We start from the raw sequence: 19,394 nt of genomic DNA, 5'->3' as shown, positions 1-19,394 counted from the left end.
CGCTGGAACCGTCATAGACACGGCGTACCGGGTGCCTGAACCCGGCCCTCCCCTCCGATGCCTCAGTGGCGCGCCGCCACGCTCTGGCGCTGGTATGAAGCCAGCGTCAGCCGCATGGCGTCGCGCACGGCCGCCACGGAACGGTTGTCATCATCGCCCTTGCGCGTCACCAGCGACAGCGTCAGCACCGGCGCCGCGCGGCCCAGCCGCACCAGCCGCACGGGGTAGTTCTGCACCAGCGTCGGATCGGGACCCTGCAGGATCGATACACCCAGCCCGGCACTGACCATTGCCACGATCGCCGGCGCACTGTCGAATTCCAGCGTGCCGCGGATTTCGGACACGTGCGTGCTCACGTACTGTGCCGCCATTGCGCCTGACACCGTGTTGCGGTCGTAGCGGATCCAGTCATACAGCCGGAACAGCGAGGCCACGTTGGCCTCGGTGGATGCGGGCGGTGCGATCAGCACCAGTTCGCGCCGCATCATCGGCGTCCAGCGCAGCCGCGCGGAGCCGCCGGCTGCCGGCTGCGCCACCAGCGCCGCATCGATATCCCCCGCCTTGACCGATGCCGTCAGCGTGCTGCTGCGGCCGCGCACCAGGCGCAGCTCCAGCCTGGGATGACGCTCGCGCACATAACGCACGATGCCGGGCAGCACGACCGGCTGCAGCGACTCGATCACTCCCAGCCGCACCACCCCTTCCACTGCCAGCCCGCTGCCGGCGCGCAGCGCCTCCAGGTTCTGCAGCGCCTGGCGCATGGTGTCGGCCACCTCGTGCGCGAGCTGGTTGGGCCGCGCCTGCAGGCCGGAGCGGTCGAACAGCGGCTTGCCCAGGTACTGCTCGAGCTGCTTCATCTGCATGCTGACGGCGCTGGGTGTGACGTTGGCCTGGCGCGCGGCACCGGCGAAGGTGCCGGTCTGCAGCACGCCCTCGAGCGTATGGAAGGTTTCAAGCTTCATCAAAAACTCTTATGAAGTAACTCAAATATGTTCGCTTTTCTAATGATAGGCGACGTCGCTAGACTGCTTCCAACGTCACGCACAACACACGAAGGAGACCCCCGAGATGTCACCCATCGCCGCATCGCAACGCCCCGTCGCCTGGACTGCCCGACAAGCCCGCGACGACCCTTCCTGGATCCTGCGCATGAACGAGCCAGAAATCCAGGGCATGCGTGAAGCCCTCAACCACGCCAAGGCGCTGAACAAGCCGCTGCTCGAGATGGAACAGGCCGACTTCCCGCTCAACGAGGCCGCGCGCGCCGTGCTCAGGCGCGCCATCGACATCACCCAGGGCGGCTGGGGCATGTGCCTGGTCAAGGGTTTCCCGGTTGACGAATGGACCGAGGAGGAATCGCGCCTGGCCTACTGGGGCATGAGCCTGTACATGGGCGTGGGCCGCACGCAGAACCGCGCCAGCGAGTTCATGAACGACGTGCGCAACGAAGGCGGCGAGTACAAGGTCAAGGGCGGCCGCGGCTACAACACCAATGCCGGGCTGGATTTCCACCAGGATTCGTGCGACGTGGTGGGCCTGCTGTGCCGACGCACGGCGCGCGCGGGCGGCACCAGCAACGTGATCAGCTCGATCGCGCTGTATGAGGCAGTGCAGCGCCGCCGCCCCGACCTGATCCCGGTGCTCAAGGGCACCTTCTTCCACAGCTACCAGGGCACGCAGGACCCGAGCCAGCCGCCGTACTACCGCTGCCCGATCTTCGGCAGCCATCCCGAGTATTTCTCGGCGCGCACCAACCGCAAGAACACCGACGCCGCCCAGCGCGACTTTGCCGAACTGCCGCGCCTGACGCCCGCGCAGATCGAGGCCCTTGACCTGCTCGACGAACTGATGCCGAGCGACCAGCTGTGCTTCACCATGGAGCTGGAGCAAGGCGACATGCAGCTGCTGAACAACTACGTCACGCTGCACTCGCGCACGCCGTTCGAGGACTATGAAGAGCCGGACCGCAAGCGCCATCTGTTCCGCCTGTGGCTGGCGGTGCCGGGTTCGCAGCCGCTGCCCGACGACTGGAAGGAGTACTACGGCGACGTGCGTGCCGGATCGGTGCGCGGCGGCGTGCGCGGCAGCGAGATCACGCAGGCCTTCCTCGACTATGAGAAACGCCAGGCGGCCGTGCTCGGCATGGCATTCGAGACCTGGCGCCCGCAAGTACTCAAGCAAGACATGGCGCGCATCCTGGCAGAACATGCGGCCAAGGCTGCCGAGGGAGCCACGGCATGAGCGGCGCCGGCATGCAAACGCTTTCGCTGAAAGAACGCCTGCGCCGGCGCGAGCCGGTGCTGGCCCCGGGCGTTTACGATGCGCTCAGCGCGCTGCTGGCCGAACAGGCCGGTTTCGAGGCGCTGTACCTGTCCGGCGGCGCGGTCGCCTACACGCTGCTGGGCCGCTCCGACGTGGGCCTGACCACGGCCACCGAGACCGCCGATGTGCTCGCGCGCCAACACGCAGCGCACGGTGCGCGCCTGACCTGCTGCTGGGCAATGTCGCCACGGTGCAGCCGCTGTTGCAGGCCGGCCGGGTCAAGGGACTGGGCGTCAGCAGCCTGAAGCGGCTGGCCACGTTCCCGAACATCGCGCCGATCGCCGACGTGGTGCCCAATTTCGACTACAGCTCATGGTATGGCCTGCTGGGCCCAGCGGGCATGCCGGCGGATGTGGTGGCCGGGCTGGAGAAAGCCGTGCGGGCAGCGGTCGCGTCGCCGGCAATGCGCAAGCGCCTGACCGGCGAAGGGCTGGTGCCGGTGGGCAACGATGCCGCCCAGTTCACGCAGTTCCTGCAGGGCGAGATCGCGCGCTGGGCCAAGGTAGTGGCGGTTACAGGGGCGCGGATGAGCTGAGCGCTCCGCGCAAAGAAAAAGGGCCGCACCGGTTCGCGGTGCGGCCCCCAAGGGAACGGGACGAGCAGCGCCCGTTCAGACCTCCAGTTCCTCCAGCACCCGACCCTTGGTCTCGATGCCGAGGAAATGCACGGTGATGGCCGCAAGCGCCGGCACCACCGCCAGCGCAAAGAAGGCGACGCTGAGGTTGCCGCTGCCGATGGTGCCGGCAATCAACCCGGGCGCAAAGATTGCCGCCAGCTTCAGCCAAGCGCCGCCCAGGCCGCAGCCCATCGCGCGCACGCTGGTCGGGTACAGCTCCGGCGTATAGACATAGGCGGTGATAAACCCGCTCGCCAGGAAGCCCATCGCCAGCGCGCAGAAGATGGCCACCACGTACACTGAGGAGGCGTGGAACACGCCCGCCAGCACCAGCGACAACGCGCACAGCAGGAACGACACGTTGATCACCGGCTTGCGTCCGACCTTGTCGACGATCATCGCGCACACCAGCGAACCGACCACGCCCAGCACCGAGGCGCCGGCGGCAAGGTTCAGCGCCAGTTGCAGCGGCGCGTGGTAGACGGTCTTGTAGACCGTAGGCAGCCACGTCGACAGCCCGTACTGGATAAAGCCGCAGGTCGCCCACAGCATCCATACCGCCAGCGTGCGGCCGAGGTAGGCCTGGCTGACCAGGTCACGCACGCGGCGGCGCGGGTGCTGGGTCATGCGGTCGTAGCTGCCGGCATTGACCGGCGGCGGCAGCGGACCCTTGGCGCGCGCCTCGAACGCACGCAGTGCGGCATCGGCTTCTTCAAGACGGCCTTTCTCCGCCAGCCAGCGCGGCGATTCCGGGATCACGCGGCGCAGGATGAAGAACAGCACCAGCGGCACGCCGCCGATAAAGTACATCACCTCCCAGCCGTAGTGCGGCACCAGCCAGGCGCCAACGCCGTTGGACACCATCAGGCCGATCGGGAACACCACCTCGTACAGCAGCACGAAGCGCCCGCGGCCATGCGCGCGCGTGACTTCGTTGATATAGGTGGCGGCCACCGGCAGCTCACCGCCAAGGCCGAGGCCCTGCACGATGCGCAGCAGCAAGAAGATCTCGAACGACGGCGCGAAGCCGCAGGCAATGCTCATCAGGCCGATGATGCCCGCGCTCCAGCCGATCGAGCGCAGCCGGCCGAAGCGCTCGGCCAGCCCGGGGAACAGCAGCGCGCCGACCAGCTGGCCAACCGAAGGCGCCGCGATCAGCACGCCGATCTGGCCCGGCGTCAGCGACCACTGCGCGATCAGCAGCGGCAGCGTGGCGGCAATGGCGATGACATCGAAGCCGTCGAAGAAGGTGGCCAGGCCGATCAGCAGGCGGGCGCGGATATGCATGGCGTTGCCCGGCATGCGTTCGATGCGGGCGACGATGTTGCCGCGGGTGAGCGAGCCGGTGCGGGCGGTTGCCGTGGCGGCGCCCTGGCTGGCAGTGTCGGCGGTGGTCACGATACCTGCGGTGGCGGTCACCGCTGCGCCGGGCGGCGCTGCGTCTTGTCTCTGGGTCAACACGTGAGTCTCGTCTATTTCTTGAGGATGGCAGGCATCCGCCCGTTTGAGGCGTGAGTACCGCGTCGGTTTGCGCCCCTCTCCCGCGCGCGGGAGAGGGGCGCAAACAAGCGGGAAATTACAGGTCCAGCACCAGCTTGCTACCCTTGCAGCCAGACACGCACACCATCATGGTCTTGTTGCTGGCCCGCTCGCTGTTGCTCAGCACGCTGTCGCGATGATCCGGACACCCCTCCAGCACCGCGGTCTCGCAAGACCCGCACACGCCTTCGCGGCAGCTATAGTCCATCTCCACGCCGGCATCGAGCAACGCGTCCAGCAGCGACTTGCCCGACGGCACCTTGACAAGGGACCCGGTGCGCGACAGCTGCACCACGTACTCACCCTCCTGCACCGCCTCGGTCGACGGGTCGGCGGCGAAGCGTTCGATATGCACGTTCGGATAGCCGTGCCCCTCGCACGCGGCTTCGAACGCCTTCAGCATCGGGCCCGGGCCGCAGCAGTAGAAATGCGTCTGCGCCTCCTGGCCGGCCAGCATCGCGTTCAGGTCCGGGGGGGCGCCGGTTTCATCATCGAAATGAAAGCGCACCGCATCGCCATGCGCCGACAGCTGCTCGACAAACGCCGCCTCGGCGCGTGAACGGGCGCAATAGATCATCGTGAACGACTTGCCCAGCTCTGCCAGCCGGCGTGCCATGCAGACGATCGGCGTGACGCCGATGCCGCCGGCGACCAGCACCGTGTGCGCGGCGCTCTCGTCCAGTTCGAAGTTGTTGCGCGGCGCGCCCACGGTCAGCGTGGCGCCCACGCGCAGTTGCTCATGCACGTAGCGCGAGCCGCCGCGGCTGCCGCGGTCCAGCAGCACGCCCACGGTATAGCGCTGGCGCGCCTCGGGCGCACCGCACAGCGAGTAGCTGCGCACCAGGCCATTGCCCAGGTGCAGGTCGATATGGGCGCCCGGGCTGTACTCGGGCAGGGTCTTCCCTTCGGGATCTTGCAGTTCGATGCTGACCACGCCACGCGCTTCGTAGCGCATGGCCTGGACGCGCAGGGTCAGGGACTGGTGGGCACTCATGCTGCTTCCTTCGTTTGCGCTTGCTGCTGGCTTACCGCTTCTCGGTCAGGAACTTGCCTGCCGGTCCACCCGCGTTCTTCTGGCGGCGGGTGTTCCCGTCGATGCCGCCCTCGATCGCCCACTCGGCGAACATGGTGGGGCCGGGCTCGAAGGCGCGCGGCTCCCAGTGCTCGTCGAGCTGGTCTTCGTCGGCGTAGTACTCGATCAGGCCGCCGGCCGGGTTCTTGAAGTACCAGAAATAGGCCGACGAGATCGGGTGGCGGCCCGGGCCGAGCTGGGTTTCCCAGCCCTTGCGCGAGATATGCATGCCGCCGCCGAAGACTTCATGGATATCGCGCACGGTAAAGGCGACATGGTTCAGGCCGCTCTTCGGTTCCGGCAGCTGCAGCAGGAACAGGTCGTGGTGGCCGCCCTCCGCCGCGCAGCGCAGGAATGCGCCGCGGTCCGGATAGCGGTCCGACGGGACGAAGCCGAACTTCTCGACATAGAAGCGTTCCGTCGCCTTCACGTCCTTGACGAAGAACACCACGTGGCCAACTTCGATCGGGGTGGCGTGGTCGTAGATCGGGCTGCGCTGGTTCATGCGCGGCTTTTCGTTCCACGTGTTCATCAGCGCGCATTCCACCTGCACGTCATGCTTGCGCGTCACCTGGAAGCGCACGGCCAGGCCGTTCGGGTCGATGCAGCCGACGCGCAGCGATTCGCCCTCGCCCTGGCGCACGAAGCCGGGCGCATCGGCGATCCTGTCGGCGATCTGGTCCAGCGAGGCCTGCGACTCGACGCCCCACACCACTTCGCGCAGCGTCGGGCCGGCTTCGATCGCCGGCGGCAGCAACGGGTCCTCGATGCGGCGCACCAGCACGCGGCAGCCGTTCAGCGTTTCAAAGTCCAGGCCCTGTGCGTCGTCGCGCTTGATGGCCAGGCCCCAGTCGGTGAAAAAGCCACGGCAGGCGTCAAAGTCATCCGCGCCGTAGACGATCTCGTCGATTCCCAATACCTTGATCATGCTTCTCTCCAGCCTGCCGGGTTCAGTGGTTCGCCCACGGCAGCGGTTGTTCGTTCAGGCCCCAGTACACGCTTTTCTGCTCCATGTACTGCAGGATGCCAAGCCGTCCCTTCTCGCGGCCCAGGCCGCTGTCGCGCCAGCCGCCGAACGGCGTCGCGATCGAGAACTGCTTGTAGGTGTTGATCCACACATTGCCCGCCTGCACGGCACGTGCCACGCGCCAGGCGCGCTTGTAGTCGCGCGTCCAGATGCCGGCGGCGAGCGCATAGACGCTGTCGTTGGCCTGCGCGATCAGGTCGTCCTCGTCGTCGAACGGGATCGCCACCAGCACCGGCCCGAAGATCTCTTCCTGGCAGATGCGGGCGTTGTTATCCAGCCCTTCGATGATGGTCGGCGTGTAGAAGTAGCCGTTGGGCAGGCCGGCCACGTCGGGACGCAGGCCGCCGGTGCGCAGCTGGCCGCCCTCTTCCACCCCGGCCGCGACATACGACTCGATGCTGTCGCGGTGGCGGTCGGTAATCAGCGGGCCCATCTGGGTGCGCTCGTCGGCCGGGTCGCCCACGCGCAGGTGCGCGGCGCCGGCGGCCAGGCGGTCGATAAAGGCCTCGTACTGCGAGCGGGCCACGAACAGGCGCGAGCCGGCGATGCACGACTCGCCCGACGAGCTGAAGATGCCGTACAGCACGCCGTTGACCGCGTGGTCCAGGTCGGCGTCGTCGAACACCATGGTCGGCGACTTGCCGCCCAGCTCCAGCGACACCGGCATCATCTTGTCGGCGGCGATATGGGCGATGTGCTTGCCGGTGGTGGTACCGCCGGTGAACGACACGCGGCGCACCAGCGGATGCTTGGTGATGGCGTCGCCGATGACCGAGCCCTTGCCCGGCAGCACGCTGATCAGGCCCTTGGGCACGCCGGCTTCTTCGCAGATGCGCGCCAGCTCCAGCGCCATCAGCGGCGTGACTTCGGCAGGCTTGACCACCACGGCGTTGCCGGCGGCGAGCGCGGGCGCCATCTTCTGCGCCTCGCTGGCGATCGGCGAGTTCCACGGCGTGATCGCCGCGACCACGCCCATCGGCTCGTAGACGCTCATGGTCAGGCAGTCGCCGCGTTGCGGCGTGATGGTTTCTTCCAGCGTTTCGCAGGCGGCGGCAAAAAACTGGAAGGTGCCGGCGGCGCTGGCCACCAGGGCGCGCGTCTCGCTGATCGGCTTGCCGTTATCCAGGCGCTGGCGCTGGGCCAGCGGCTCGGCCTGGGCGCGGATCAGTTCGGCCACGCGATACAGCACCGCGGCGCGCTCATGCGGCTTGCGCTGGGCCCAGCCGCTGGTGAGGAAAGCGTTGTGGGCGCCCTGCACGGCTTCTTCGACGTCGGCAAGGCTGGCGGCGTTGAGCTCGGCCACGACTTCGCCCGTGGCGGGGTAGCGCGTGGCGTTGCGGTCGCCGGTGCCCAGGCGCCATGCGCCGGCGATGCAGATGGGGAGTACTTCTTGGGGTTTCATGTCGTTGCCTGCTAAGTCTGTCTTTGCCTGCCGGGTCTTGCTGCGGTGGCCCTGTCAAATGCTGCTGCCGGACTCCCCTCTCCCGCTTGCGGGAGAGGGGAGCAAACACGCAGCGGTCGTCAGCGCCTCGGTTCGCTACCGCCTCAGTCCTTCAAATCGATACCGCGTGCGCCCGATTCCCCAGCGCCCGCACCACACTAAATACCGTCAGCGCCGACGTCTTTGGATTCGCCGCCAGCGGCTTGCCGCGCATGGTCAGCTCAAACCCTCCAAACGCACCGCGCGCTTCGACGTGATGCACGTTCTCCACCGCATGCGGATCGGCCAGCAGCTTCACCGACGTGCGGTCCAGCCCCAGGCCGGCCAGCGACACCGTGGCGGCGACATTGGCGTTCTTCGGATACAGGCGCGCCGCGTCGCGCGCGCTGCCTTCGAAGATCACCGTCGCCTCGGTCAGCGCCTCCAGGTCGAACAACTGCTCAGCCGGCGTACCGGTCCACGCACGCGCCGGCTTGCAGCCGGTGTAGATGACCTCATCCAGCCCGCCGACGCGCGCCGCGGCCAGCGCGTCGATCGCGCCGATCGCGCCCGACAGCAGCTGCACCTGGGTCCCCCCGCGGCGCGCGGCCGCTTCCAGCCGCTCGGCCATGCCCGGCTCCGACAACGCGCCGACCGACACCACCATGCACGGGATGCCGCGTTCCAGCGCCGGCACGATGTGCTCTTCCAGCGCATGGTGGCCGGCGCACTCAACCAGCAGGTCGGGCCGCTGGTCATCCAGGTGTGTCGCCACCCGGGCGCTCGGCGCCAGCACGGACACCGCGCCGCGGGCCTCGTCCATGGTGTGCTCGGGCACGATCACCACGTCGAAGACCACGTCCGGATCGCTCTTCAGCAACTCCATCACGCCGCGACCGATCGCGCCGCAGCCAACCATGGACACATGCAGCATCTCTGGACTCCCTCAGGCGGTTACAGTCGTTTGTTCACGCGCCGGCTCTTCCGTGTCCTTGTTCACCGGGGGGCCGGCAAACGCGGTCTTGAACGAGCCGATCGACAGCATGTCGATCTCCAGCAGGAACGGGCCGGCTTCCACCGTGGCCTGCTCCAGCGCGGCGCCGATATCCGCCAGGTTGCTGACGCGCGCATGGCGCAGCGACAGCGACTTGGCCAGCGTGGCGTAGTCCGGCGTATGCAGGTCGACGTAGTGGCGGCGGCCACCGTACTGCGCGTCCTGGATGTTCTTGATCACGCCGTAGCCCTTGTCGTTCATCAGCACGATGACCATGTCGGCGCGTTCCTGCACGGCCGTCGCCAGCTCACCCAGGTTCAGGATGAAGCCGCCGTCGCCGGCCAGCGTGTAGGTCTTCTTGCCCGAGGCGGTAGCCGCCGCGCCGATCGCGGCGCCGATGCCCATCGCCAGGCCCTGGCCGATGCCGCCGCCCAGCGCATGCACGCCGGCACGCGAGTCGAAGATGCGCAGCTGGCGGTTGCCCCAGGTGCTGTTCGACACGGTCACGTCGCGCACCCAGTTGAAGTTGCGGCCAACCGCTTCCTGCAGCGCCTGCACCAGCGCCGAGTACGGGCCGAGGCCGTCGACCAGGCCGTTGACGGCGATATTGTGGGCGCGGCGCAGGTCGGCGGCGAAGGCCGGGTCGACCTGCAGACGGCCTTCGAGGCGGTCCGCCAGGGCGTCCAGCGCGAGTGCGGCGTCGCCGCTGACAAAGTAGTCGCTCAGGTAGCAGCGGCCTTCGGCGGCCGGGTCGGCGTCGATGCGCAGCAGCGGACGCGGCAGCTTCAGTTCGTACTTCAGCGTTTCATTGCCGCGCAGGCGCGAACCCACCACCAGCATCGCGTCGCAGGTCTGGTAGAAAGACTCGACCGGCTTGTGCAGGTTGTAGGCGCCAAGCGTTCGCGGATCGTCTTCCGCCACGATGCCGCGGCCTTGCGTGCTGGTGACCACGCCGAAGCCCAGGTCCATCAGGCGGCGCACTTGCGCCGAGGCGTGGCGGGCACCGCCGCCGAGCCACAGCAGCGGGCGCCTGGCGTTGACCAGGCGTTCGGCCAGCGCGTCCAGCGCGTGGGCCGACGGCACGTGCTTCGGCACCGGCAGCGGCTGCAGGTCGGCCGGCATATCGATCAGCGCGGCCTGGATGTCGATGGGGATCTCGACGCTGACCGGGCCGGTCGGCGCCGTCAGCGCGGTCTGCACCGCCAGCTTGACGGTGCTGATGGCGGTATCGGCGCTGCGGATGCGGAAGGCGGCCTTGGACACGGCCTTCAGCATGGTGAGCTGGTCCGGGGCTTCATGGATATACGCGAGGCTCTGGTCGAGGTACGGCGTCTCGATCTGGCCGGTGATGTGCAGCAGCGGCGTACCAGCGGTCAGTGCTTCGACCATCGCGCCGGCGGCATTGCCCGCGGCGGTCCCGGTGCTGGTCAGGCACACGCCCAGCCCGCCGGTGGTGCGGGCGTAGGCATCGGCCATATTGGTGCCGCCCGCTTCGCCGCGCGCCGGCACGAAGCGGATCTTGCCGCGCTCGCCCATGGCGTCGAGGATCGGCATGTTGTGGATCGAGATCACACCGAATGCAGCCTTGACGCCGCACTGTTCGAGAAACGCCGTGATGGCGCAGCCCACGGTGACCTGCTGTTGTTCGTACTGTTGCTGATTAGGCATGACGGGAGTGTCCTCCGGAGATATCGATATGGCTGCCCGTGGTGTACGAAGACAACGGCGAGGCAAGGAACAGGATGGCGCGGGCTGCCTCCACAGGCAGGCCCAGGCGGCCAAGGGGAATATGTTTCTGCTGGGCCAGGCGCGCGGTCCATGCGGCCCAGTCCAGCTGGCGGTCTTCTTCAGGGCGCGCTTCGAAGCGGCGGCGCCACTGGCCCGACTCCACCAGCCCGATCAGGATGCCGTTGACGCGGACACCCTTGGGCGCGAACTCGGTGGCCATCGAACGCACCAGGTTGAGCACGCCGGCGCGCGCGGCCGAAGTCGCGACCATGTGCGGCTCCGGCTGCTGCGCCAGCAGCGAGTTGACACAGACGATCGCGCCCTGGCCCGACTTCTCGAGCTGCGGCAGGAACGCGCGCGTCGGGTGGATCACGGAGAAGAACTTGAGCTGCAGTTCTTCCATCCAGGCGGCGTCCTCGGTATCGGCGAAGGTCGACACGCGGCCCTGGCCGGCGTTATTGACCAGCATGTCGGCGTTGCCCAGCGTGGCCTGCACGGCGGCGGCAAAGGCGGCGACCTGTTCAGGCTTGAGCACGTCGCAGGTGGCGGCATAGAGCCGGCACCCGGGGAATGTTTCGCGCAGCTGCGCTTCGGCGCTGCGCAGGCGGGCTTCATCGCGGCCGCACATGGCGACGGCGGCGCCCGCTTCGAGCAGCAGTTCGACGGTCGCCAGCCCGATGCCGGAGGACCCGCCGGTAACGACGGCAACCTTGCCGTCGAGTTCAATCATGGACATTGTCCTCACTCCCGATACAGATTCACCACCTTGCCGGAGGCAGACGGGCGGTAGTCGAGCAGGCGCGACAGCTCGCCCGCGGCATTCCTGACCTGTTCCACCATCGCGTCCAGTTGCTCCGGATCGATATGCGCGGCGGGGATGGTGGCGCCCAGCGCCGCCACCACCTTGCCGGTGCGGTCACGCACCGGTGCTGCAATGGTGGAGATGCTGGCTTCGAAGAAGCCTTCCTGCAGCACGTAGCCGCGTTCGCGGTCGCGCTGGACGATGTCGTGCAGTTCATCGACGGTGCGCGGCGTGCTGTCGGAAAACACTTCGAGGTGCGATTCCGGATACAGCGCGCGCAGCTCGCCCAGCGACAGGTCTTCGAGCAGCACGCGCCCGAGCACCGTGGCATGCGCCGGCAGCCGCGTGCCGACGTTGACCGAGCTCGCGAACGGCCGCGGCGACACCGCCTTGGCCACGTAGACGATCGAACGCCCGTCGCGCACCACCAGGTTGGTGGGGTAGCCGATCTCGTCGCGCACCCGCTCCAGCACGGGGCGGCCCAGCTCGGTCAGCTCCAGCGAGGCCAGGTACTCGAACCCGAGCCGCAGCACCGCCATGCCCAGCCGGAAATCCCGGCCGCCATCGGCGCGTTCGACAAAGCCCAGCATTTCCAGCGTGGCCAGCAGGCGAAACACGGTCGAGCGCGGCACCTTGAGGCGGCGCGCCAGTTCCGCGGCCGACATGGTGCGGTCCTTGCTGCTGAACTCGCCGAGCAGGCGCAGGCCGCGCTCCAGTCCCGGGACGATGTACTTGTCCGGGGTCTCGTTGGCAGCGGCCTGGGTGGCCGGGATTGCGCTGGTGGTCATGGTCGGTGCTTGCGGAGGGCGGATGCCGGCATCAGCGCTTGATCTTCGTCAGCGGATGCTCGGGCGGGTACGTCGGCGTGATCGGCTTCTTGGCGCCGAGCATCACGCACATCAGCGCGTCTTCCTCGCCGATATTGATTTCCTCGCGGTAGACGCCCGGCGGCACCGAGACCAGGTCGCGGTCGGTCAGGATGGTCTCGTAGCGCTCGCCATCCTTTTCCAGGATCAGCTTGATCTTGCCGCGCAGGATGAAGAACACCTCTTCCACGTCGGTGTGGAGATGCGACGGACCTTCATGGCCGGCCGGGATGATCATCGTGGAGAAGGTGAAGTGCTCCGACGGCACGGTGTTGGTATCAGCGGCCACGCCGGTGCCGCCGGTGCCCAGGTAGCGCATCTGCGCGCGGCGGTACTTGGGGTCGTAGTCGGCCTGGAACTTCAGCGCGTCCCAGTCGTACTTGCGCGTGGAGAAGCGCGCGACGCGGCTTTCCATCCACTGGTCGAACGAGGCGCCGTCCGGTTGGTCCCAGGAACGCTTGATGTTTTGTTGTTGGGAAAGATCGCTCATTTGGATTCCTTCTCTTTCGGTGGATCGGTGGATCGGTGGATCAATGCATGACAAAGCCGCCGTTGACCGCCAGCGTCTGGCCGGTCACGAAGCGGGCAAGATCGGACAGCGCAAACAGCACCGCGCCGCAGACGTCGTCGGGCAGCTGCTCGCGCGAGATCGCGCGCTGCTCGCGGTACAGGTCGTGGCGATGCCGGGGCACGTATTCGGTCGCTTCCACCAGCGTCAGGCCCGGCGCCACCGCGTTGACGGTGATCTGGTCCTTGCCCAGTTCGCGGGCGAGCGAGCGGGTCATGCCGATGATGGCGCTCTTGCTGGCCACGTAGGCCAGCAGGTTGGGCGCGCCCCACAGCGGCGTGTCCGACGCCAGGTTGACGACCGCGCCGCGGCCGCTGGCGCGCAGCGCCGGCAGGCAGGCGGCGGTCATCAGCCAGGTGCCGCGCACGTTGACGTTCATCACGCGGTCCCAGGTGGCGATGTCGATGGCGGCGGCATCGCGCCCGCCCGAGTCGGTCACGGCGGCGTTGTTGACCAGGCCATCGAGGCCGCCCAGCGCCTTGACCGCGGCGTCGGCACAGGCTTGCACCGAGGCCGGATCAGCCAGATCCACCGGCACCGGCACTGCCTTCAGGCCGGCGGCGCGCAGCGCGTCGGCTTCCTGCTGCAGGCGCTCGGCCAGGATGTCGGCCATCGCCACCGCGGCGCCGGCTTCAGCCAGCGCCTTGGCGAAGGCCAGGCCCAGGCCGCGTGCCGCGCCGGTGACCAGCACCTTGCGCCCGGCCAGCAGCGTGTTGTTCTTGATGGCCTCAGGCATGGCTCGCGGCTCCGGCGGATTGGGCGGGCTTCAACATGGCCACCGGCTCGTCGGCGACTTCCTGCTCGGCACGGCGCTTCAGCAGGCGGCGCACGCGCGTGATGCCGGCATCGTGCTGGTACAGCATCTCGTGGTCGCGCGCATTGGGCGCCATCATTTCGAGCACCATGCGGTCCTGCTCCAGCACGTCCCAGTGCAGCTGCTCCAGGCGGTTGCGATACAGGAAGCGCCACACGTCGCGTTCCCAGCCCTGCACGTGGCGGGTACGCCAGAAGAACACCATGCAGTGGTCTTCATCGACCGGCGTGGCCATGCCGACAATGCCGAACGGGCCGCCGGGGCCGACACTGGCGCGGTACGGAATCGCCAGGCGCAGCCACAGCGTGCCGGTTTCACCGAACTCGACCCAGTCGAAGTTGACGCCGCGCTGGCCGGTCTTCTCGAACACCAGGCCGTGCTCGGTCTCGCGGATCTGCATCACCGCGGACTTCTCACCGCAGGCCATCGAGTGCGACACCGCGTGCAGGTAGGCGCCGTGCATCGGGTCCATGACGTTGTCGATGGCATAGCGATAGTTGCAGTCCCAGTGCGCCACGCACAGGAAGTGGCTGTGCTCGTCGCTGACCAGCTCTTCCGGCAGGCGCAGCTCGTCGGGGCTGCCCTCGCCTTGCTGCGGGGCCCGGTCGCCGAACCACAGGAAGATCGCGCCGGCCTTCTCCTGCACCGGGTAGCTGCGCACGCAGGTGCGGCCTTCCAGCGGGCAGCTCTCGACCGCCGGCACGCTCTTGACCTGGCCGTCGCCGCCGACTTCGACGCCGTGGTACCAGCAGGCGACGCGGTCGCCCAGGTTCCAGCCCATCGACAGGCGCGCGCCGCGGTGCGGGCAGCGGTCTTCCAGCGCGTGGACCTGGCCTTCGCCGTCGCGCCACAGCACGATGTTCTGGCTCAGGCGGGTGATGCCGATCGGGGCGTGGGAGACCGCCCATGAGGCGGCGACCGGGTACCAGTAATTGCGCAGGCCGGTGTTCAGGCGGGCTTCAGCGCGGGCTTGCTTGTTCGATTCCATGTTGTTCTCGCTACGACGCGGTTCGTGGAGGGCGGGCGGGCCGTGGTCTCAGGCGCCCAGCCGGCGCATTTCGGAGAGGAAGCGCTCTTCGGTCCAGGGCTGGCCGTCGACGCCGAGAAAGCCAGCGGCATTGAAGGCGCGCACGATGTCCTGCGGGTTCTGCGCGCCGCCCTCGAACGCGGCTTCCAGGGCATCGCCCAGCGCGTTCTCGTAGGCGCTCGGGGCACTGGCGCGGGTCTGCCAGACGATGTTGGTGACCTTGCCGGGTTGCTCGATATGGCCCTTGCCTGCGACGTTGTTCGGCGCCGGACGCTCCCAGGGCACCAGGTTCGGGTTGTACGAGAGGCTTTCCATTGCGCTTTGCTCCATGTCTTGCAGCTTGGGGGACTGTGTTCCACCGCCGTCCGGATGCGCCTTGCTTTGCGCCCGTCGTGTTTTACTAATGAAACACTGGTTTAGATATTGAACACAGGTACGACTATAGACAACGTGGTCGCAAAAATTGACTGGGGTAAACCCGCGATGCGAGGGCAAGGCGGCGCAATCGACGCGCCGGGGGGCGGCGCCGGACGGCGCCGCCGGGTTCAGGCAGGCAGTGCCGAGCGGATCAGGCGGGCAGTGGCGGCGGCCTGCTCGATGTAGCAGGCGTGGCCGGCATCGGGGATCAGCGCGAACGGCAGGCCGAAGCGTTCGGCCAGCGTGCCGCAGGCGGGCGGCGTGGTGACCACGTCGCGGCTGCCGCAGGCGATCTGCGTCGGCAGCGCCGCGGGCCGGCGTGCCAGGTAGGCGTCGATATCGACGCCGCACAGCATTGCCACCGCCTGGCGATAGCCGTCCGGGTTCAGCCGCTGCATGTTCCAGCGTACCCACGCCTGGGCACCGGGATCGGCCTCCTCGCTCAGCAGGCGCGCCGGCCCCCGCTGTGCGAGGCCATCGACACCGAGCGACTCGAGCGCTTCCAGCCGTTGCCGCGCCACCTGCTGCGCCTGCGTTTCCTTGCCCGGCGCGCCATAGCCTTGCGCCACGCTCAGCAGCAGCAACCGCGCCGGCAGCTGGCGCGCATTGGCGACATAGGCGGCCGCCATCAGCGCCCCAAGCGAATGCCCGACCAGCAGCGCCGGCTGTACGCCCAGTGCCTGCAGCAGGCCGTCGAGCCGCTGCGCGTAGTCAGCCGCCAGCGGCCGCTGCTGCGCCAGCGGCGTCGAGTTGCCGTAACCCGGGGCATCCCAGGCAATCACCCGCGCCTGAGCGGCCAGCAGGCTGGCGCACGGCAGCCACGACGCCGCGCCAGAGCTGATGCCGTGCAGCAGCACGATCACCGGGCCGCTGGTGCCACCGCTGCGGTAAGCCACCTGTGCGCCGTCGGGCCCGACTCGCACGACACGCTCCGCAAACCCGCTGTCGAGGGCTTCCAGCAACCGCCGGTCTGGCTCGGCCGGCATATGGGGCTGATTTTGTTCCATATATAAAACTTAGGTTTGAGAATAAAACTTTTGAAGCATAGGCGCGTGTGGGTGCAACCGGGATCAGGGTTAACGATAGGGAAGCGGAAAACCGCCACGCAGAGCCAGTCCTGCCCGTCCTGACGCGGACTCACTAGGGATAACCCTCCTCACATCTTATGGAAACTCGCGGCTATATTTTGGTCAACGTTTCTTATGTTGTTTGATGTTTCATATATAAAACACAAAAGAGACCGAAACCGCATACGCAGCCGCCATCCGCAGTGGCCGCGGACCACAAGACGACAAGACGGAAAACGGAAGGAAACTGGTAGATGAAACTTGCACGAATCGCCGCAGCCCTGGCCGCGGCTTTCCCCCTGCTGGCCTCGGCGCAGTCCTCGCTCACCCTGTACGGGGTTATCGATACGGGTGTCGAGTACGTAAGCAACGTGGGCGCCAACGGCGACGGCCTGGTGCGCATGCCCAACCTGACCGCCACCGTGCCCTCGCGCTGGGGCATCCGCGGCACGGAAGACCTGGGCGGCGGCCTGAAGAGCATCTTCGTGCTGGAATCGGGCTTCTCGCCTGACTCGGGCACCTCGAACCAGGGCGGCCGCCTGTTCGGGCGCCAGGCGCTGGTGGGGCTCAGCAACCAGTACGGGCAGCTCTCGTTCGGCCGCCAGTACACCATGCTGTTCTGGGCCACGCTCGACAGCGATGTCCTGGGTCCCAACGTGTACGGCTCCGGCTCGCTCGACAGCTACCTGCCGAATACGCGCGCCGACAATGCGGTGTCGTACAAGGCCAACTTCAGCGGCTTCGTGGTGGGCGCCACCTACAGCTTCGGGCGCGACGTGGTCAACGCCGGCCCGAGCCCCTCGGGCACCAATTGCGCCGGCGAGAACCCCGCCGACAAGAAGGCATGCCGCCAGTGGTCGGCCATGCTCGGCTATGACAACAAGACCTGGGGCGTGACCGCGGCCTACGACTCGCAGCGCGGCGGCCCCGGCGCATTCGGCGGCCTGACCAACAGCAACCTGACCGACGACCGCCTGTCGGTCGGCGGCTACATGCTGCTCAAGCGCACCAAGATCGGCGCCGGCTGGATCCGCCGCGACAACGAAGGCAGCCCCACGCCGGTCAGCGACCTGTACTACGCCGGCGCCTCCTATGACGTCACGCCCGCGATCAACCTGGCCGGCCAGGTCTACTTCCTGAACTACCACGGCAGCGACAACCAGGCCATGCTGTATACGCTGCGCGCGATGTACAGCTTCAGCAAGCGCACCTCGGTTTATGCGACCGCCGGCTTTATCAACAACGGCGGCCAGCTCGCGATGTCGGTCAGCGGCGGCTCGCCGGGCTCGAACCCGCGTCCGGGCGAGAACCAGTGGGGCTCGATGATCGGCATCAAGCACGTTTTCTGAGCTGTCTGATTCCAGGCGGTCACCCGGCGCCATCGCAGGCGCCGGGCTTTCCCAGCCATAGCGCCCCCCGCACGGTCGGGGTGCCCAGTTTTCCCGAGGTCTGAACATCATGAAGTCCGCACGCCGCAAAGTACTCGCCACGCTGGCCGCCGCGACCGCGCTGGTCGCCGCCGCCTCCGCCGGCACCGCCCTGGCCCAGGGCGCGTACCCGAACAAGCCCATCACCATCGTCGTCGCCTATCCCGCCGGCGGCGATGTCGACGTGCTTGCCCGCCTGTTCGCGGAAAAGCTCGCCCCGCGCCTGAAGCAATCCGTGGTGGTGGAAAACCGCACCGGCGCCGCCGGCACCATCGGCAGCGCCTACGTGGCGCGCGCCAACCCGGACGGCTACACGCTGCTGCTCGCGCCCAACACGGTCGCCATCGCACCGCTGGTGCTCAAGGCCGGCACCGGCGCCAGCTACGACGTGCAGCACGACTTCACGCCGGTCGCGCAGATCGGCACGCAGTCGCTGTTCGTGGTGGTGAGCAAGGGCACCGGCATCACGAAGATGAGCGACCTGGTGGCGCGCGCCAAGGCCGGCAAGGTCGAAACCTACGCCACGCCGGGCAACGGTTCGCCGATGCATATCATGGGCGAGCTGTTCAACAAGTCGGCCGGGGTCAAGATCAGCCAGGTGCCCTACCGCGGCCTCGCGCCCGCGATTGTCGACGTGATCGGCGGACAGGTGCCGATGACCTACGTCACCTACGGCGCGGTGGCGCAGTACGTGGGCAATGGCAGCCTGGTGCCGCTGGCGGTGGCCGACCTGAAGCGCTCGCCGTTCGCGCCGAACGTGCCGACGCTGGCCGAACTGGGCTACAAGGATGTGGAGATCGGCGCATGGCAGGCGCTGCTGGGTCCGAAGAACATGCCGGCCGACGTGGTGCGGCTGCTCAACACCCACGTCAACGAGATCCTGAAGATGCCCGACGTGGTGTCGCGCATGGCCACCATCGCGGTGACGCCTGCCGGCGGCGAGCCCGCGACGCTGTCCAGGCTGATCGCCGCCGACACCACCCGCTATACGAAGATCGTCAAGGAGTTCGGCATCCAGGCCGACTGAGGCCTCGGTGCCGGGAATCCCGCCGCGGGCGGGGTTCCAACCCTTTTGCGCGCAGCAAACTGTACCCGCCTGGTGTAAGAACTACCTGTGCGCAGCGGCGCCGCCGCCACAGCCGCCGTCCTTGCAAAGTGGCCCGGAAGTTGCTGGGTATAGTGCATGGATTTCTCTTTCGACTGGCGCGAAGCGCTCTTCTTCAGCATCTCACCGCTCGAGATCATCTTTCGCGGCACGGTGATGTACTGGGCGCTGTTCCTGCTGTTCCGTTTCGTCGTACGGCGCGACATCGGCTCGCTTGGCATCGCTGACCTGCTGGTGATTGTCATCGTCGCCGACGCGGCGCAAAACGGCATGGCGGGCGATGGCGAAAGCGTTTCCGATGCAGTGCTGCTGGTGATCACGCTGGTCGCGTGGAACCGGCTGATCGACCTGCTGGCCTACCACTTCCCGACTTTCCAGCGCTTTGCCGAAGCCAAGCGGGTGATGCTGGTGCGCGACGGCGCCAAGCTGCAAGAAAACATGCGGCGCGAATCGATCACCGACGACGAGCTCGAAGCCAAATACCGGGAGCAGGGCGTGGAATCGCTCGACGAGGTCAAGGCGCTGTACATGGAAGCCGATGGCAAGGTCAGCGTGATCAAGAAGAAGTAGCGGCGGAGAAAAA

19 protein-coding genes and 1 pseudogene are annotated in these 19,394 nt (G+C 67.6%); 6 read left to right on the top strand and 14 right to left on the bottom strand.

All coding sequences use genetic code 11. The features are described 5' to 3' along the window. Positions 1-62 precede the first annotated feature (62 nt). A complete protein-coding gene (locus AB1I47_RS18320; protein WP_354685162.1) occupies positions 63-962 on the bottom strand; it encodes a LysR family transcriptional regulator in 900 nt (299 codons plus the stop codon). A 187-nt stretch (positions 963-1,149) separates the two neighbouring features. Between AB1I47_RS18320 and AB1I47_RS18315 the strand changes: the two genes are divergently transcribed. The 3 genes and pseudogenes from AB1I47_RS18315 (at position 1,150) to AB1I47_RS18305 (ending at position 2,857) form a co-directional block, all read left to right on the top strand. After that, on the top strand, positions 1,150-2,241 hold the full coding sequence (locus AB1I47_RS18315; RefSeq protein WP_354685161.1) for a TauD/TfdA family dioxygenase: 1,092 nt from the start codon (positions 1,150-1,152) through the stop codon (positions 2,239-2,241). 11 nt (positions 2,242-2,252) lie between these two features. Further along, a pseudogene (locus AB1I47_RS18310) lies at positions 2,253-2,459 on the top strand (isocitrate lyase/phosphoenolpyruvate mutase family protein); the annotation flags it as partial. 53 nt (positions 2,460-2,512) lie between these two features. After that, on the top strand, positions 2,513-2,857 hold the full coding sequence (locus AB1I47_RS18305; RefSeq protein ID WP_354685160.1) for a tripartite tricarboxylate transporter substrate-binding protein: 345 nt from the start codon (positions 2,513-2,515) through the stop codon (positions 2,855-2,857). Positions 2,858-2,932: 75 nt separating this feature from the next. Here AB1I47_RS18305 and AB1I47_RS18300 read toward each other — a convergent pair whose 3' ends face one another. From AB1I47_RS18300 to AB1I47_RS18240, 13 genes are all read right to left on the bottom strand, one after another. Then, on the bottom strand, positions 2,933-4,240 hold the full coding sequence (locus AB1I47_RS18300) for an MFS transporter (RefSeq protein ID WP_407935862.1): 1,308 nt from the start codon (positions 4,238-4,240) through the stop codon (positions 2,933-2,935). A gap of 274 nt (positions 4,241-4,514) precedes the next feature. After that, on the bottom strand, positions 4,515-5,471 hold the full coding sequence (locus AB1I47_RS18295) for a PDR/VanB family oxidoreductase (RefSeq protein ID WP_354685159.1): 957 nt from the start codon (positions 5,469-5,471) through the stop codon (positions 4,515-4,517). A gap of 31 nt (positions 5,472-5,502) precedes the next feature. Next, entirely contained in the window at positions 5,503-6,477 is a 975-nt protein-coding gene (locus AB1I47_RS18290) for a VOC family protein (protein WP_354685158.1), read from the bottom strand. A 22-nt stretch (positions 6,478-6,499) separates the two neighbouring features. Continuing rightward, a complete protein-coding gene (locus tag AB1I47_RS18285; protein WP_354685157.1) occupies positions 6,500-7,978 on the bottom strand; it encodes an aldehyde dehydrogenase in 1,479 nt (492 codons plus the stop codon). 151 nt (positions 7,979-8,129) lie between these two features. Further along, positions 8,130-8,930: an aspartate dehydrogenase gene (locus AB1I47_RS18280; RefSeq protein WP_354685156.1), complete on the bottom strand. Its 801-nt coding sequence runs from the start codon at positions 8,928-8,930 to the stop codon at positions 8,130-8,132. A gap of 12 nt (positions 8,931-8,942) precedes the next feature. Continuing rightward, positions 8,943-10,658 (bottom strand): thiamine pyrophosphate-binding protein, encoded by a 1,716-nt coding sequence (locus AB1I47_RS18275; protein ID WP_354685155.1) that lies wholly within the window; start codon positions 10,656-10,658, stop codon positions 8,943-8,945. Next, positions 10,651-11,454, bottom strand: coding sequence for an SDR family oxidoreductase (locus AB1I47_RS18270; RefSeq protein WP_354685154.1), 804 nt, complete (start codon positions 11,452-11,454; stop codon positions 10,651-10,653). Before AB1I47_RS18270 ends, AB1I47_RS18275 begins: the two co-directional genes overlap by 8 nt. A 5-nt stretch (positions 11,455-11,459) precedes the next feature. Beyond that, positions 11,460-12,308: an IclR family transcriptional regulator gene (locus tag AB1I47_RS18265; RefSeq protein ID WP_354685153.1), complete on the bottom strand. Its 849-nt coding sequence runs from the start codon at positions 12,306-12,308 to the stop codon at positions 11,460-11,462. Between the two features lie 31 nt (positions 12,309-12,339). Further along, a complete protein-coding gene (locus AB1I47_RS18260; RefSeq protein ID WP_354685152.1) occupies positions 12,340-12,876 on the bottom strand; it encodes a cupin domain-containing protein in 537 nt (178 codons plus the stop codon). A gap of 40 nt (positions 12,877-12,916) precedes the next feature. After that, positions 12,917-13,690: an SDR family oxidoreductase gene (locus AB1I47_RS18255; protein WP_354685151.1), complete on the bottom strand. Its 774-nt coding sequence runs from the start codon at positions 13,688-13,690 to the stop codon at positions 12,917-12,919. Then, the gene (locus AB1I47_RS18250; protein ID WP_354685150.1) at positions 13,683-14,756 is read right to left on the bottom strand and encodes an aromatic ring-hydroxylating dioxygenase subunit alpha; all 1,074 of its coding nucleotides are present in this window, start codon (positions 14,754-14,756) and stop codon (positions 13,683-13,685) included. Before AB1I47_RS18250 ends, AB1I47_RS18255 begins: the two co-directional genes overlap by 8 nt. A gap of 48 nt (positions 14,757-14,804) precedes the next feature. After that, positions 14,805-15,110 carry a recombinase-like helix-turn-helix domain-containing protein gene (locus tag AB1I47_RS18245; protein ID WP_407935859.1) on the bottom strand — a complete coding sequence of 102 codons (306 nt, stop codon included), beginning with the start codon at positions 15,108-15,110 and terminating at the stop codon, positions 14,805-14,807. Positions 15,111-15,340: 230 nt separating this feature from the next. Next, positions 15,341-16,219 (bottom strand): alpha/beta fold hydrolase, encoded by an 879-nt coding sequence (locus tag AB1I47_RS18240; protein ID WP_354685148.1) that lies wholly within the window; start codon positions 16,217-16,219, stop codon positions 15,341-15,343. Positions 16,220-16,533: 314 nt separating this feature from the next. On the opposite strand from AB1I47_RS18240, the gene AB1I47_RS18235 reads away from it, so the two are divergent. The 3 genes from AB1I47_RS18235 to AB1I47_RS18225 all read left to right on the top strand — a co-directional run bounded on the left by AB1I47_RS18235 (position 16,534) and on the right by AB1I47_RS18225 (position 19,381). Further along, complete coding sequence (locus tag AB1I47_RS18235) at positions 16,534-17,628, top strand: porin (protein ID WP_354685147.1); 1,095 nt, start codon at positions 16,534-16,536, stop codon at positions 17,626-17,628. Positions 17,629-17,737: 109 nt separating this feature from the next. After that, positions 17,738-18,733 carry a Bug family tripartite tricarboxylate transporter substrate binding protein gene (locus AB1I47_RS18230; RefSeq protein ID WP_354685146.1) on the top strand — a complete coding sequence of 332 codons (996 nt, stop codon included), beginning with the start codon at positions 17,738-17,740 and terminating at the stop codon, positions 18,731-18,733. A 156-nt stretch (positions 18,734-18,889) separates the two neighbouring features. After that, positions 18,890-19,381 (top strand): DUF421 domain-containing protein, encoded by a 492-nt coding sequence (locus tag AB1I47_RS18225; protein WP_354685145.1) that lies wholly within the window; start codon positions 18,890-18,892, stop codon positions 19,379-19,381. The last annotated feature ends 13 nt before the right edge of the window (positions 19,382-19,394 follow it).

This window comes from Cupriavidus necator (assembly GCF_040578825.1).
Lineage (GTDB): Bacteria > Pseudomonadota > Gammaproteobacteria > Burkholderiales > Burkholderiaceae > Cupriavidus > Cupriavidus necator_E.
This window is presented reverse-complemented; position numbering and strand designations above follow the sequence as displayed.

What these genes read in the sequence shown, in the direction of transcription:
- AB1I47_RS18255 (WP_354685151.1), bottom strand. Translation starts at nt 13,690, where the DNA reads ATGCCTGAGGCCATCAAGAACAACACGCTGCTGGCCGGGCGCAAGGTG.
- AB1I47_RS18265 (WP_354685153.1), bottom strand. Translation starts at nt 12,308, where the DNA reads ATGACCACCAGCGCAATCCCGGCCACCCAGGCCGCTGCCAACGAGACC.
- AB1I47_RS18245 (WP_407935859.1), bottom strand. Translation starts at nt 15,110, where the DNA reads ATGGAAAGCCTCTCGTACAACCCGAACCTGGTGCCCTGGGAGCGTCCG.
- AB1I47_RS18280 (WP_354685156.1), bottom strand. Translation starts at nt 8,930, where the DNA reads ATGCTGCATGTGTCCATGGTTGGCTGCGGCGCGATCGGTCGCGGCGTG.
- AB1I47_RS18315 (WP_354685161.1), top strand. Translation starts at nt 1,150, where the DNA reads ATGAACGAGCCAGAAATCCAGGGCATGCGTGAAGCCCTCAACCACGCC.
- AB1I47_RS18250 (WP_354685150.1), bottom strand. Translation starts at nt 14,756, where the DNA reads ATGGAATCGAACAAGCAAGCCCGCGCTGAAGCCCGCCTGAACACCGGC.
- AB1I47_RS18230 (WP_354685146.1), top strand. Translation starts at nt 17,738, where the DNA reads ATGAAGTCCGCACGCCGCAAAGTACTCGCCACGCTGGCCGCCGCGACC.
- AB1I47_RS18235 (WP_354685147.1), top strand. Translation starts at nt 16,534, where the DNA reads ATGAAACTTGCACGAATCGCCGCAGCCCTGGCCGCGGCTTTCCCCCTG.
- AB1I47_RS18290 (WP_354685158.1), bottom strand. Translation starts at nt 6,477, where the DNA reads ATGATCAAGGTATTGGGAATCGACGAGATCGTCTACGGCGCGGATGAC.
- AB1I47_RS18320 (WP_354685162.1), bottom strand. Translation starts at nt 962, where the DNA reads ATGAAGCTTGAAACCTTCCATACGCTCGAGGGCGTGCTGCAGACCGGC.
- AB1I47_RS18285 (WP_354685157.1), bottom strand. Translation starts at nt 7,978, where the DNA reads ATGAAACCCCAAGAAGTACTCCCCATCTGCATCGCCGGCGCATGGCGC.
- AB1I47_RS18295 (WP_354685159.1), bottom strand. Translation starts at nt 5,471, where the DNA reads ATGAGTGCCCACCAGTCCCTGACCCTGCGCGTCCAGGCCATGCGCTAC.
- AB1I47_RS18240 (WP_354685148.1), bottom strand. Translation starts at nt 16,219, where the DNA reads ATGGAACAAAATCAGCCCCATATGCCGGCCGAGCCAGACCGGCGGTTG.
- AB1I47_RS18270 (WP_354685154.1), bottom strand. Translation starts at nt 11,454, where the DNA reads ATGTCCATGATTGAACTCGACGGCAAGGTTGCCGTCGTTACCGGCGGG.
- AB1I47_RS18275 (WP_354685155.1), bottom strand. Translation starts at nt 10,658, where the DNA reads ATGCCTAATCAGCAACAGTACGAACAACAGCAGGTCACCGTGGGCTGC.
- AB1I47_RS18260 (WP_354685152.1), bottom strand. Translation starts at nt 12,876, where the DNA reads ATGAGCGATCTTTCCCAACAACAAAACATCAAGCGTTCCTGGGACCAA.
- AB1I47_RS18225 (WP_354685145.1), top strand. Translation starts at nt 18,890, where the DNA reads ATGGATTTCTCTTTCGACTGGCGCGAAGCGCTCTTCTTCAGCATCTCA.
- AB1I47_RS18300 (WP_407935862.1), bottom strand. Translation starts at nt 4,240, where the DNA reads ATGCCGGGCAACGCCATGCATATCCGCGCCCGCCTGCTGATCGGCCTG.